Annotated in this window: 10 protein-coding genes; 3 read left to right on the forward strand and 7 right to left on the reverse strand. The window is 73.5% G+C overall.

Going from position 1 to position 13,391, the window contains the following annotated elements:
• Positions 1-179: 179 nt before the first annotated feature.
• Entirely contained in the window at positions 180-1,088 is a 909-nt protein-coding gene (locus BG452_RS17910; protein WP_188305322.1) for a menaquinone biosynthetic enzyme MqnA/MqnD family protein, read from the reverse strand.
• A 409-nt stretch (positions 1,089-1,497) separates the two neighbouring features.
• Between BG452_RS17910 and BG452_RS17915 the strand changes: the two genes are divergently transcribed.
• Entirely contained in the window at positions 1,498-1,701 is a 204-nt protein-coding gene (locus tag BG452_RS17915) for a cold-shock protein (RefSeq protein WP_188305323.1), read from the forward strand.
• Positions 1,702-1,979: 278 nt separating this feature from the next.
• Here the strand turns inward: BG452_RS17915 and BG452_RS17920 are convergent, their stop codons facing one another.
• Positions 1,980-3,329 carry a dicarboxylate/amino acid:cation symporter gene (locus BG452_RS17920; RefSeq protein ID WP_188305324.1) on the reverse strand — a complete coding sequence of 450 codons (1,350 nt, stop codon included), beginning with the start codon at positions 3,327-3,329 and terminating at the stop codon, positions 1,980-1,982.
• A 465-nt stretch (positions 3,330-3,794) separates the two neighbouring features.
• Here BG452_RS17920 and BG452_RS17925 point away from each other — a divergent pair, with 465 nt between their 5' ends.
• On the forward strand, positions 3,795-5,003 hold the full coding sequence (locus BG452_RS17925) for an MFS transporter (protein ID WP_188305325.1): 1,209 nt from the start codon (positions 3,795-3,797) through the stop codon (positions 5,001-5,003).
• Between the two features lie 80 nt (positions 5,004-5,083).
• Here BG452_RS17925 and BG452_RS47110 read toward each other — a convergent pair whose 3' ends face one another.
• The 5 genes from BG452_RS47110 to BG452_RS17950 form a co-directional block, all read right to left on the reverse strand.
• On the reverse strand, positions 5,084-8,473 hold the full coding sequence (locus BG452_RS47110; protein ID WP_188305326.1) for an SdrD B-like domain-containing protein: 3,390 nt from the start codon (positions 8,471-8,473) through the stop codon (positions 5,084-5,086).
• A 138-nt stretch (positions 8,474-8,611) separates the two neighbouring features.
• Complete coding sequence (locus tag BG452_RS17935) at positions 8,612-9,718, reverse strand: LacI family DNA-binding transcriptional regulator (protein WP_188305327.1); 1,107 nt, start codon at positions 9,716-9,718, stop codon at positions 8,612-8,614.
• A 45-nt stretch (positions 9,719-9,763) separates the two neighbouring features.
• On the reverse strand, positions 9,764-10,108 hold the full coding sequence (locus BG452_RS17940; protein WP_317621108.1) for a DUF4229 domain-containing protein: 345 nt from the start codon (positions 10,106-10,108) through the stop codon (positions 9,764-9,766).
• Between the two features lie 100 nt (positions 10,109-10,208).
• Entirely contained in the window at positions 10,209-10,748 is a 540-nt protein-coding gene (locus BG452_RS17945) for a GNAT family N-acetyltransferase (protein ID WP_188305328.1), read from the reverse strand.
• Positions 10,749-10,860: 112 nt separating this feature from the next.
• A complete protein-coding gene (locus BG452_RS17950) occupies positions 10,861-12,186 on the reverse strand; it encodes an MFS transporter (RefSeq protein ID WP_188305329.1) in 1,326 nt (441 codons plus the stop codon).
• Positions 12,187-12,318: 132 nt separating this feature from the next.
• Between BG452_RS17950 and BG452_RS17955 the strand changes: the two genes are divergently transcribed.
• The gene (locus tag BG452_RS17955) at positions 12,319-13,332 is read left to right on the forward strand and encodes a GlxA family transcriptional regulator (RefSeq protein WP_188305330.1); all 1,014 of its coding nucleotides are present in this window, start codon (positions 12,319-12,321) and stop codon (positions 13,330-13,332) included.
• Positions 13,333-13,391 lie beyond the last annotated feature (59 nt).

The raw sequence follows: 13,391 nt of genomic DNA on the forward strand, positions 1-13,391 counted from the left end.
GCGCGGCCCCGGGCGGGTGCCCGGCCGCGTGCGCCGCTCCCGGACCGCGCCCCGCGCAGCACCCGCCGGACGCGCCTCGGGAGCAGACCGTACCGGGCCGAACCGGCCCCCGCCCCCGAGGCCCCGCCCTACCGCTCTACCGCTCTACCGCTCTACCGCTCTACCGCCCCACTGTCCTCCTAGCCGACCGGCAACTCCGCCGGCTCCAGCAGCCGCACCGTCACATCCGGCGCGAACCCGCTGTCGTGCGCCACCCGCCGGGCGAACTCGGCGACCCCGGCGAGCTGGCGCCCACCCAGCGAGAAGTCCAGCGCCTCGCTGAAGTACCGCTCCAGCACGTCCGCCCCGAAGGCCTCCCAGCGGGCGGCCTGTTCGGCGACCTTGGCAGCCTCCACCAGCGACAGGTCGCGGGACTCCAGGAAGGCCCGGTGGACGGCCGCGGTCAGCTCGGGGCGGCGCTCGGCGAACTCGCGGCGCACGGCCCAGACCGCGAAGACGAACGGCAGGCCGGTCCACTCCTTCCACATCTCGCCGAGGTCGTGGACGGTCAGCCCGAGGTCGGCGGCCTGCCCGAGGTAGGCGCGCAGTGCCGGGTCGCCGATCAGGACGGCGGCGTCGGCCTCGGCGAGCATCGCGCTGAGGTCGGGCGGGCAGCTGAAGTAGTCGGGGCGGACGCCTTCGCGCTCCTCGAGCAGCAGTCGGGCGAGCCGGACGGAGGTGCGGCTGGTGGAGCCGAGGGCGACCCGGCGGCCGTCGAGGTCGGCGAGCGGCACCTTGCTCACGATCAGGCAGGACATCACCGGGCCGTCGCTGCCGACGGCGATGTCGGGCAGGACGAGCAGGTCGTCGGCGTTGCGCAGGTACTCCACGCAGGTGATCGGCCCGATGTCGAGGGAGCCGCCGACGAGTTGGTCGCTCAGCTTCTCCGGGGTGTCCTTGGTGAGGTCGAGGTCGAGCAGATTCCCGGTCCTGGCGAGGCCCCAGTAGAGGGGGACGCAGTTCAGGAACTGAATATGGCCGACCCTGGGCCTGACCGGGGTGTTCCCCTGGGGTTCGGGCTCCCGCGTTTGTCCGTCCGGTGCTGCCACTGCGCCGCTCCCTTGCTGTTCGTGCGCTTCCCCGCAGCGTATGCCCGCTGTTCGCGGGGGCTCGCACCGGCCACCCGACACGCGCGCGGACCTCTGCCGTCCGCTCCGGCACGTGCTTCCAACGCGCCTTCCTGCACCGGTTTCCAGCCCGATCCGGGGGCCTACGACACGCACTGTCCGGAGGGCAAGTGACCTCTGGTCGTCACAGCGACCGCATGCTAGCGTTGCCCTCAGTTGCAGTTTGATTCCCCTTGCAGTACTTGAAGCCTGCGGAGCATGTAACCGCAGGCTTTTTGTAGTTTTTCAGCAATATCGAAAAACTTCGGACTCGTCCGGAGGCAGGGCGATCAGCGCAGCGGACCGGGGACCACACGGTGTGGCCCCCGACACGCATCGCAAGGAGAACGGAATGGCTCAGGGAACCGTCAAGTGGTTCAACGCTGAGAAGGGCTTCGGCTTCATCGCCCAGGAGGGCGGCGGCCCCGACGTCTTCGTCCACTACTCCGCCATCAACGCGAGCGGCTTCCGCTCGCTGGAGGAGAACCAGGCGGTCAACTTCGACGTCACTCAGGGCCCGAAGGGCCCGCAGGCGGAGAACGTCACCCCTATCTGACCATCCTTTGATGTTCTGATCGCTCGGGACCCCTTCGGGTCCGCCGGCGGCTCCCGACAGCCGTCACCATGAGCACAAGAGCAACACCCAAGGGGGCCTGCCCATCGCGGCGGGCCCCCTGCCTTTTTCGGGCCCCGCCCGAGCAGGCGCCGAGGACCGCCGAAGGGCCCCCCGTCGCCCCGAGCAACGCCAAAGGGCCCTCCCCGTCGCCCCCGAGGAACGCCGAAGAGCCCTCCCCCGTCGCCCGGGGAAGGGCTCTCGCACAGGTCCGTTCGGGATCAGGCCGCGGCCGGAGCCTTCGCGTCGGCCCGCGCCGGAACGGCGGCCTTCGGCACGTCCTCCTCGTACAGGTCCCCGGACGGGTTGTTGTACGCGGCCACGTCCAGGATCCGCTCCCGCGCCGCGACCACGACCGGCACGACCACCTGGCCGGCCACGTTGGTGGCGGTGCGCATCATGTCCAGGATCGGGTCGATGGCCAGCAGCAGGCCGACGCCCTCCAGCGGCAGGCCCAGGGTGGACAGGGTCAGCGTCAGCATGACGATCGCACCGGTGAGGCCCGCGGTGGCGGCCGAGCCGACGACCGAGACGAAGGCGATCAGGATGTAGTCCTTGATGCCCAGTTCGATGTTGTAGACCTGGGCGACGAAGATCGCGGCGATCGCCGGGTAGATCGAGGCGCAGCCGTCCATCTTGGTGGTGGCGCCGAACGGCACCGAGAACGAGGCGTACTCGCTCGGGACGCCGAGGCGCTCGGTGACCCGGCGGGTGACCGGCAGGGTGCCGACCGAGGAGCGCGAGACGAAGGCCAGCTGGATGGCGGGCCAGGCGCCCTTGAAGAAGTGCAGCGGGTTGAGGCCCGCGGCGAAGCGCAGCACCAGCGAGTAGACGACGAACAGCACCAGCGCGCAGCCGACGTAGATGTCGAGGGTCAGCGTGGCGAAGGGCTTGAGCAGGTCCCAGCCGTACTTGGCGACGGACTTGCCGATCAGGCCGAGGGTGCCGAGCGGGGAGAGCCGGATGACCCACCACAGGGCGGTCTGGGTCAGCTCCAGCACGGTCTCGCTGAGCTTGAGGACCGGCTCGGCCTTGGTGCCGAGCTTGATGATCGCGGCGCCGACCACGACCGCCATGAAGACGATCTGCAGCACGTTCACCTTGACGAAGGCGTCGACGATGTTGGTCGGGAAGATCCCGGTCAGGAAGTCGATCCAGGTGCCCTTGGAGTCGAGCGCCTTGAGGCCCTCGGTCTTGAGGTTGGTGCCCTGGCCGGGGTTGGTCAGCAGGCCCAGGCCCAGGCCGATGCCGACCGCGATCAGCGAGGTGGCCATGAACCAGAGCAGCGTGCGGGTGGCCAGGCGGGCCGCGTTGGTGACGTTGCGCAGGTTGGCGACGCTCACCACGATCGCGGTGAAGACCAGGGGCGGCACGGCCAGCTTGAGCAGCTGGACGAAGATCTTGCCGATGGTCTCCAGGGTGGTGGCCAGCCAGGAGATGTCGGCGGCGCGGGCCAGGTAGCCGAGGCCGACGCCGAGCACGAGGCCGGCGACGATCTGCACCCAGAACGGCGTCTTGCGGATGCGGGCGAGCACGGACGGCGACGAGGTCGCCTCGGGCGCTGTGGACATGGGGCTGCGACTCCGGGGGAGGGCGTTGCTGACGGTGGGGGGTGGAGCGGGGGGGCGGCGGCACGGCGCGGGGCCGGGCGGGAGAGGTCACGGACCCCGTTTCAGGGGCGTGCCGCCGCGATACAGCTCATGGCTGCACAGCTCATGGCGCGACAACGGCGCGGGCTGTCCACAGCACCGGTCAGAGCACCCGGGCGGGCGGCGCCGGGCAGCGGGCCCGGGCCGGGCATCCGCAGTGCGTCTGAGGTGGTCACGGTCGACACGTTAGCAGCAAAGGTTTGAGATGTTCAAAGTACTTGTTTGAGATCAAGCCATCCCGGACCCGCACCCGGGAGTGAGATCCGGACACGAACGAGGCTGACGCCACATCAGATCCGCCTCCCGGCCGGATTGACCGACTGGCAGTTATACGTATAACTTTGACAGCGCCCCGCCCTCCCCTGCCCTGACCGGAGAAGACCACCGATGGGCTACCTCGCCCTGCTCCGCGCCCCGCACGTCACCCGACTCCTGCTCGGCACCCTGCTCGGCCGCCTGCCCGCCGGTATGACCGCCCTGGTGATCGCCCTCGCCCTGCGCGAGGCCGGCGTCCCGTACGGCCGGATCGGTCTGGCCACCTCCGTCTACGCGCTCGCGGCCGCCGTCGGCGGACCGGTGCTCGGGCGGCTCGTCGACCGCACCGGCCAGCCGCGCGTCCTGCTCGCCTCCGCCGTGGTGGCCGGCGGCGGGTACGCCCTGCTCGCCCTCGCCCCCGGCTCCCCGCTCGCCGCTCCCCTCGGCGCCGCCGTCGCCGGCCTCGCGATGCCGCCGCTGGAACCCTGCCTGCGCTCGCTCTGGCCGGACGTGGTCGACGAGGACCAGCTCGACACCGCGTACGCCTTCGACTCCGCCTCCCAGCAGATCCTCTACGTCGCCGGACCGCTGGCCGTCGCCGGCATCGCCGGACTGTTCAGCCCGGTCGCCGCGCTCTGGGTGGCCGCCGGACTCGGCCTGGCCGGCGCGCTGGTCGTCGCCACCGCGGCGCCCGCCCGGACCTGGCGCGCCCCCGCCCGCGAGCGGTCCGCCGGGCTGCTCGGCCCGCTGCGCTCCCCCGGCCTGGTGCTGCTGCTGATCGGACTGGCCGGAGCCGGCTGGTCGGTCGGCGCGCAGAACGTGCTGTTCATCGCCTACGCCGAGCAGCACTCCGGCGCGCTGCCCGGCGGCGGGGGCACCCTGCTGGCGCTGGCCGCGCTCAGCGGACTGCTCGGCGCGCTGGCCTACGGCATGGTCAAGTGGCGGCAGAGCACCGCGACCCGGACCTGGATGATGGCCCTCGCGATGGCCGCCTCCTACCTGCCGCTGGTCACGCTGCCCGGCCCGTACCCGATGGCCGCGCTGGCCTTCCTCTCCGGCATCGTGCTCGCCCCGCTGCTGGCCGCCGCCTTCGTCCTGGTCGCCGAACTGGCCCCGACCGGGACGGTCACCGAGGCCTTCGCCTGGCTGGTCACCCTGTTCGCCACCGGCAACTCGCTCGGCTACGCCGTCTCCGGCCACCTCGCCGAGGGCTCGCTCCGCCCGGTCGCGGTCTGCGCGGCCGGCGGGATCGCGCTCGGCGGGCTGGTGCTGTTCGGCGCCCGGCGCTGGTTCCACGGCACACCGGCCGCGCCGCTCGCCGAACCCGTCCCGGTGGGCTGACCGCCCGCCCCCACAGACGACTGCGCCCGCCGGGGTCTGGCCGGCGGGCGCAGTCATTCCTTTCCACTCATCCGGAGTGATCAGCTGTGGCGGCCCCGACGGCCCCAGGCGATCACGCTGAACAGCACACCGCTACCCAGCACACCGACCGCGAGCAGCGCCGGCACCAGCCCGGACCCACCGGTGCCGGGCAGCTCGCCCCCGCCGTGGCTCCGGGACGGCGACGGGCCGTGCGTCGGACTGTGCCATGGGCTGTGCGTCGGACTGTGCGACGGCGACGAGGTGGGCGAAGCCGTCGGGGACGGCGACGAGGTGGGCGAGGGCGAGCTCGTCGGAGACGGCGACGGGGTCGGCGAAGGGGAGGACGTCGGCGAGGGCGACGAGGTCGGCGACGGCGAAGGCGTCGGCGAGGGAGAAGGCGTCGGCGAGGGAGAAGGCGACGGAGACGGAGAGGGCGAGGGCGAGGGCGAGGGAGACGGCTCCGCCGCCAGCACCAGCCCCATGTCCAGGCTCAGGTCCCGCTGCCCGCCCGCCAGCCGTACCGTCTGGGTGGTCCCGGTGCCCGGGTCGGCGTCCGAGTCCAGCGCCGGATCCGTCCCGGCGTGCCGCACGGTGACCTTGGCCCCGGTCGGAATGGTCGTCAGGTCGAAGCGCACCGCGTACTCCCCGTCCGGCAGCTTGTCGAACAGGTAGTGCCCACTGGCGTCGGTGACCGTCGTGACCGGCTTGCCCGTCTTGTCGCGGACCGGCTGCCCGGCGCCGTCCAGTAGTTCGACCCGTACGCCTGGCACCCCGGCCTCGCCGGGCTGCTGGATGCCGCTGCCGTCGCGGTCGGCCCAGACGTAGTCGCCGAGCGCGTTGTTCGGCGGGACGGGCGCCTGGACGCCGACGCCGACCTTGGCGGGCTCGGCGGGCAGCAGCGGGCTGCCGCTGGAGTCGGTGGCGGTGTAGGCGAAGCTGTTCCAGGCGAAGTCGGCGTTGCCGGCGTCCACCGAGGCGACCATCGGCCAGGTCAGGGCGAAGAGGCCGCCGGGCGCCAGGGTGCCGGGGCGGCGGACCCGGAACCAGGTGGTGGTGCCGGGCCCCGGGAAGGTGCTGCTCCACTGGGCGTTGGCGTCGCACGGGCCGGGCACGGTGATGGCGCCGGTGACGCACGGGGTGGGCGAGGTGGTGTACTCGATTACCACGGTCGGGTCGCTGGAGGTCAGCGGCTGGGTGAGCGAGGGCGTCCAGGCCGAGCCGCGCTGGATGTCGGGCCGCAGCACGTAGGCGTCGCCCGGGGTGGGCAGCTTGTCGTACGCGATGAAGTCGGTGACCGGGTCGGGCGAGTCGTTGCGGACGGTCAGCCGGTAGGAGATGCCGCCGCCGGGGGTGGTGGTACCGGTGGTGGCGTAGTCCCGGTCGAGGTCGCCCTTGACCTCCTTGAAGGACCGCAGCACGGCCGGGACCTGCACCTCGACCTGCGAGGAGGCGTGGCACACGGTCTCGGTGGTGTTGCCGTCGCCGTTGAGGTCGAGGGTGTCCGGCACGCCGCCGTCGGTGCCGAAGAAGAAGCAGCTGACGGGTGCGGTGGCGCCCTCGGTGGTGACGTACACGTCGTTGGTGAGGGTGCCGGGCTGGGCACTGCCGGCGACCTGGGCGTCGATCAGGGTGCGGTACGCCTTCTGGTCGTTGAGGTACATCATGTCGGGCGCGCCGGCCGGCCAGGTCATCTTGAGCAGCTGGCGGCCGTTGGGGCCGGGCAGCACCTGGACGGACTGGGGGGCGACGGACTGCGGGTAGGCGGGGTCGCGCCGGGCGCTGCCGTCGACGTAGACCAGGCCGGGCGGCAGCAGGTCGTACAGGACGAGCGGGGTGTCGAGGGTGCGTCCGGTGCGGTTGTAGGGGACGACCTCGAAGGTGGCGATGCCGCCGGGGGCGAGGACGGCGCCGGCGGTGGTGGTCTTGGCGGCGCCGAGGTTGGTGGCGGCGGTGACGGTGGCGTCGGCGCAGGCGCCGGCCGAGGAGGTGTCGCCGGCCGCGTCGGTGCCGGTGACGTCCACGCAGTTGTGCAGCGGGGTGGGCGCGGTGCGGCCGTCGTGGCCGGGGGTGACCACCTGGGCGAGGACCTGGACGGAGTTGCCGGGGCTCCAGCCGGTGGGGATGGGGCCGTTCCACTCGAAGCGCAGTCCGTCGAGCCAGCGGCCGGCCGGGATGCCGAGCACGTCGTTGGCCGGGTCGCCGGCGCCTTCGGCGAAGGTGATCCGGCGGCTGGTGGAGCCGCTGAAGGGGGTGCCGGGGGTGAAGGTCCGCCAGGCGGTGTCGCCGTTCAGGCGGTACTGCAGGGTGAGGTCGATGCCGGTGGGGTTCCAGGCCTCCAGCTGGATGGACTGCGGGATCAGCCAGTTGTAGAGGCCGGGGGTGGTGCCGGAGCCGGGGTCGGTCATCACCAGGCTGGTGGCGGGGCCGGCGGTGTTGGCGGCGTGCAGGCTGAAGGAGGTGAGGTCGCCGGAGACGGTCCGGTCCTGCCAGACCTTGGAGGCGGTGACCTGGATGCCGGTGGCCGGCGGTTTGAAGGTCGGGGTCTCGGCGGTGGCGGTGGAGAGGTCCCGGGTCGGCTCGGGGCCGAGCGGATCGCCCTGCAGCACGACCGAGTTGGTGGAGGTGGTGCCGCTGGGGAAGGTCGGGTCGGGGTAGTTGACCACCAGCACGCCGGGCAGCCGGCAGCCGGCCTGGCCGTTCACGGCGCGGAAGGCGCCGATGTCGTAGGTCCAGCGGTCGGGGTCGTTCGGGTCCTGGGTCCAGCCGGGCGAGCGGGCGGTGTCGACGACGGCGCCGGGCGGCAGGGTGTCGACGAGCCGGCTGGCGTCCAGGTCGACGTTGGGGACGCCGGCGGTGGAGCAGGCGCTGAACTGGTAGGTGACCGACCGGCCGTCCTGGCTGCTGGTCTGGACGCCCTTGGTGACCTTGTAGTCGGGCTGGACGACCGCGGTGGTGGTGGCGGAGCCGGTCTCCGGGGGTTCGCCGTCGGCGGTCAGGGTGGCCGAGTTGACGGTCCGGGTGTTGTTCGGGGTGGTGAAGTTGGGGAACTTGAGGACGACCTTGACGGTCGCGGTCGTCCCCGGGGTGAGGGTGAGCAGTTTGATGTCGAGGGCGCCGCCGACGGTGCCCGCGGCCGGGACGGTGGAGCCGGCCACGTCGACGGTGCTGGCGTCCGGGGACCAGCCGACGAACTCCATCCCGGCGGGCAGGGTGTCGGCGATGTTCCCGTTGGTGCAGTCGCTCACCGAGCAGGTGTACCGCAGGGTGTAGGTGACGTTCTCGCCGGGCGCCACGACGGCCTTGTCGACCGTCTTGGTGAAGGTGACGGCGGCTTCGGCCGGTGGGGCGGTGAGGGTGCCGGTGAGCAGTGTGCCCGCGAAGAGGCCGAAGGCGGTGGCCAGTCGGGCGGCTCTGGACAGGCGTGGGCATCGTGGTCGGGGCGTCCGCATAGGCGGAATCTCATCGTCCGATGAAATGCCCGAGGCTACGGCGCGAGAGGAAAGGACCCGGTTTCACCCGATCGGGCCAGTACGATCCGGCGCACCACCGGACGGCCGCCGGTCGGAACGGGGCTCGCCGGAGGCCCGTCAGGCCGGCGCCGGGGCCGTCGAGGAGCGCCGCACCAGCGAGGTGGCCAGCGGCGCGACCGGCTCCACCGGCTCGCCGCGCAGCAGTCCGGCGAGCGCGGCCGCCCCCGCCCGGCCCAGGTCCTCACCGGGCAGGTCGACGGTGGTCAGCGGCGGGGCGAGCAGTCCGGCGACGGCGATGTTGTCCATGCCGACCACCGAGAGGTCCTCCGGCACCCGCAACCCCCGCTCGGCGGCGGCCTGGTAGACCCCGGAGGCGACCACGTCGTCGTCGCAGATCACCGCGCGTGGACGGTCCGCCCGTTCCAGCAGCTCCCCCGCCACCGTCCGCGCGGCCGCGTACCCCTCGTTCAGGCTCACGCCCAACTCCACGACCTCCAGGCCGAGTTCGCGGACGGCCTGCTCGAAGGCGGCCTGCCGGACCCGGAAGGTGTACGCGGCGTGGGTGGAGCGCAGGTGCCCGATCCGGCGGTGCCCGAGGGCCGCCAGGTGCTCGACGGCCGCCCGCATCCCGCCGCCCACGTCGAGCTCGACGGTCGGGCGGGCCCGGTCGGTGCCGGGGTCGGCGTCCAGGAAGACGGCGGGGGTGTCCGGCGGCAGCTCGCCCAGCTGGCTGTCGTCCGGGGAGCAGATCAGCAGGCCGTCGAAGCGGCCCGCGGTGGCGGCCTCGGCGAGGGTGGCGCTGCCCCAGCCGGAGCTGACCACGACCGCCAGCCCGTGCCGGCCGGCCTCGTGGTGGACGCCCTCCAGCACCCGGCCGAAGAACGGGCCCTGGAGGTTCGGCACGGCCAGCATGATCATTCCGCTCCGGCCCAGCCGCAGTTGCCGGCCGGCCGCCTGCGGGCGGTAGCCGAGGCTGCGGGCGGCCTCGCGGACCCGCTCCCTGGTCGCCTCGGAGACCCGGCGGCCGGCCTCGGCGCCGGAGAACACCAGCGAGACGGTGGCCTGGGAGACCCCGGCGAGCCGGGCCACGTCCCGCCCGGTGGGTCGGCGCACGGGGGCCGGCCACGTCCCGGCGGGGCGCTCGGCTCCGGCTCCGGCCTCGACTCCGGCCTCGACTCCGGCCTCGGATTCGACGCCCGGCTGCGGGTGCGGATCAGCGGGCACAGCGGGCACAGCGGGCTCGGCGGGCACCGCGGGTCGCGCCCGGGATCAGTTCTGCCGGGAGGCGGCCGCGCGGGCGGCGTCGTCCACGGCGTCCTCCTCGGCGTTCTGAACGGCGATCCGCTCGGCGGTGCGGTTGCGCATCCCGGCGACCTTGGAGTTGATCTGGGAGGACATCTCGTCGCGCTGCCTGCTCAGCAGCACGTAGCTGAGCGGCGCGGAGGCGATCGCGGCCAGCAGGACCAGGAAGATCACCCCGGCCTCACCGCTCACCGGGATGATCCCGAAGTGCCCGAGCAGCAGGGCCACCAGCAGGCAGCCGAGGAAGATGCTGGCCCGCATGGAGGTGTAGCGGAGCGTGGCGTGCGACTTCTGCGGGCCGTTGCTGCTCACTGGGACACATCCTTCTGGTCGAGCCGGGGCGGGTCTTCCAGTCAAGCATGCCTGACACCCGGCGCGGGCCAGGGGGCTCCGGTCACCTCCCCGGGGCGGATCAGCGCAGGTCGAGCCACATGGTGATGTCGTCCCGGTCGTCCCCGGGGGCGACCCGGATCGCGGCCGGCACCCGGCCGACCTCCCGGTAGCCGCAGCGCTCGTAGAAGCCCTCCAGGCCCAGGCCGCCGCGCGCGGTGAGCCGCAGCGACTCCAGGCCCCAGCCGCGGGCCACCCGCTCGGCCTCGGCGAGCAGTTCGGCGCCGTAGCCGAGGCCCTGGACGTCGGGGTGCACCATGACCCGCTTGAGCAGCCGCCAGTGCTCCATCGGCTCGAAGCGCATCGACGCGAAGAACAGCACCCCGACCAGTCGGCCGGTCGCGCGCTCGTGCGCGACCAGCAGCCGGTCGGGGCCGTCCGGGGCGAGCCCGGCGAACTGCGCGTCGGCGGTGTCCCAGACCTCGTCCTCGGTGACCGGGGCCACGAAGCCGACCGCGCCGCCGGCGTTGGTCACGTCCGTCCACAGCCGCACCACGGCGGTGCGCAGGTCGGGGTCGGGCTTCGGGTCGAGGGTGAAGTCGAGCCGGGAGGTGAGCGCCATGAAGCGGAGCCTAGCCCTCCGCCAGGACGCCCCCTGACAGGAATCAGCCTCCGGAACCTCAGGAGTCTCCGGAACCTCAGGAGCCTCCGGACCCTCGGGAGCCTCCGGACCCTCAGGACAGGGCGGGCACCGCCCGGTCCGTCGGCCGTCCGGTGCGCAGCGCCAGGCAGAGCCCGACCGCGACCGCGCACAGCGCGCCGGCGCCGTACCAGGTGAGGTCGTAGTTCCCGAGCGCGTCGCGGGCCAGACCGGCCAGCCCGGCGACGACGGCGGCGCCGATCTGGTGGGCGGCGAGCACCCAGCCGAAGACGATCGGGGCGTCGTCGCCGAAGTGCCGGCGGCACAGGGCGACGGTCGGCGGCACGGTGGCCACCCAGTCCAGGCCGTAGAAGACCACGAAGGCGAGGATCGGCGGCTGCAGCGAGCCGGCCAGCAGCTGGGGCAGCAGGAGCAGGGAGAGGCCGCGCAGCCCGTAGTAGACGGTGAGCAGCAGCCGGGAGTCGACCCGGTCGGTGAGCCAGCCGCTGAACACGGTGCCGACCACGTCGAACAGACCGATCAGGGCGAGCAGGCTCGCGGCGGTGGTGACGGGCATGCCGTGGTCGTGCGCGGCCGGGATGAAGTGGGTGCCGACCAGGCCTGCGGTGGTGGCGCCGCAGATCGCGAAGGAGCTCGCCAGCAGCCAGAACGGCCGGGTGCGGGCGGCGTCGCGCAGCACCCGCAGGGTGCGGGCCAGGGCGCGGCCGTCCCGGGCCGGCTCGGGCGGGGCCTCGGTGGCGCCGTACGGGAGCAGGCCGAGGTCGGCGGGGCGTTCGCGCATCAGCAGCAGGACGGGCACGGCGACGGCGCTGGCGGCGAGCGAGACCACGACCACGGCCGAGCGCCAGCCGTGCTGTTCGACCAGCCAGGCGCCGACCGGCAGGAAGACCAGGTTCCCGGCGGCGCCGGCGGCGGTGAGCACCCCGGTGACCAGGCCCTGGCGGGCCTGGAACCAACGGCCGGTGATGGTGGTGGCGAAGGCGCCGGCCATCGAGCCGCTGCCGAGGCCGACCAGCACGCCCCAGCAGAGGATGAGCTGCCAGGGCTGGCGCATCAACAGGGTGAGGCCGGCGCCGACCGAGATGGTGAGCAGCGCGCAGACCACCACCAGGCGCACGCCGAAGCGGTCCATCAGGGCGGCGGCGAAGGGGGCGGTGAGGCCGTAGAGGGTGAGGTTGACGGAGGTGGCGCCGGAGATCGTCCCGAGCGACCAGCCGAACTCGTTGTGCAGGGCGTCCATCATCAGGCTGGGCGTGGAGCGGAAGCCGGCCGAGCCGAGCAGGACGACCAGGGCGACGGCGGCCACCACCCAGGCGTAGTGCACCCGGGGGCGCCGGCCGGGGCCGGGTATCGAGGCGGTGGGGGGCGTGGAGGCGGCGAGGGCACTGCGTTCGGTCACGTGGACGAGTCTCCCGAGCGGGAGCCGCCCGGGCGAGTGGCCGGAATGACAGCTTTCGCAAGGATCGGGCCACGCCCGGCGCGTACCCTGGCCCGGACCCGCCCGCTGGGGGACGGCCCGGAGAGGAACGGCATGGCGCACCTGGTCGCGGTACTCGCCCTGGAGGGCGTGATCGCCTTCGAACTCGGCATCCCCGCACGGATCTTCGGCAACGCCAGGGACGACGTCGGCCGCCCGCTCTACCGGGTGGCCACCTGCACCCTGGACGGCGGGCCGGTCGCCACCAGCGCCGACTTCCGGATCGCCGTCGACCACGGGCCCGAACTGCTGGAGCGGGCCGACACGGTGGTGGTCCCGGCCTCCCACGACGCCACCCCGGACGGCGTGGACGCCGCCTTCACCCCCGAACTGGCCGCCGCGCTGCGGCGGATCCGGCCCGGCGCCCGGCTGATGTCGATCTGCACCGGCTCCTTCCTGCTGGCCTCGGCCGGACTGCTGGACGGCCGCCCGGCCACCACCCACTGGCGCTACACCGAGCGCTTCGCCCGGGCGTTCCCCAAGGTCCTGCTGGACCCGGACGTGCTCTACACCGACGACGGCGACGTCCTCACCTCCGGCGGGGTGGCCGCCGGGGTGGACCTGTGCCTGCACGTGGTGCGCCGCGACCACGGCAGCGCGGTGGCCAACGCGGTGGCCCGCAACTGCCTGGTGCCGCCGTGGCGCGACGGTGGCCAGAAGCAGTACGTGGAGGCGCCGAGCCCGGTGGACGCCGGCGGCTCCGGCACCGCCGCCGTACGGGCCTGGGCGCTGGAGCACCTGGACGGGCCGCTGCCGCTGCGCCGGCTCGCCGACCGGGCGGGGATGAGCGTGCGGACGTTCACCCGGCGCTTCCGCGAGGAGACCGGCGCCAGCCCCGGCCGGTGGATCACCACCCAGCGCACCGAGCGGGCCCGGCAGTTGCTGGAGCGCACCGACCTGAGCATCGACCAGGTCGCCCGGGAGTCCGGTTTCGGCACCGCCGCCTCGCTGCGGCTGCAGCTGCGCGACCGGCTGGACGTGGCGCCGTCCACCTACCGGCGCACCTTCCGGGCCACCCCGGCCCCGGCCGGACCGCCCGGCCCGGGCCCGCGTCCGGGGCGAGGCTGAGCGAAGTCCGCGCCCGCGTCCGGGGCGAGGCAGCGTGCGGTCCGGGACCGGGCCGCCGC

The sequence above is a fragment of the Streptomyces sp. CBMA123 genome, assembly GCF_014596465.1.
GTDB lineage: Bacteria > Actinomycetota > Actinomycetes > Streptomycetales > Streptomycetaceae > Kitasatospora.

What these genes read in the sequence shown, in the direction of transcription:
- BG452_RS17915 (WP_188305323.1), top strand. Translation starts at nt 1,498, where the DNA reads ATGGCTCAGGGAACCGTCAAGTGGTTCAACGCTGAGAAGGGCTTCGGC.
- BG452_RS17920 (WP_188305324.1), bottom strand. Translation starts at nt 3,329, where the DNA reads ATGTCCACAGCGCCCGAGGCGACCTCGTCGCCGTCCGTGCTCGCCCGC.
- BG452_RS17925 (WP_188305325.1), top strand. Translation starts at nt 3,795, where the DNA reads ATGGGCTACCTCGCCCTGCTCCGCGCCCCGCACGTCACCCGACTCCTG.
- BG452_RS47110 (WP_188305326.1), bottom strand. Translation starts at nt 8,473, where the DNA reads ATGCGGACGCCCCGACCACGATGCCCACGCCTGTCCAGAGCCGCCCGA.
- BG452_RS17945 (WP_188305328.1), bottom strand. Translation starts at nt 10,748, where the DNA reads ATGGCGCTCACCTCCCGGCTCGACTTCACCCTCGACCCGAAGCCCGAC.
- BG452_RS17955 (WP_188305330.1), top strand. Translation starts at nt 12,319, where the DNA reads ATGGCGCACCTGGTCGCGGTACTCGCCCTGGAGGGCGTGATCGCCTTC.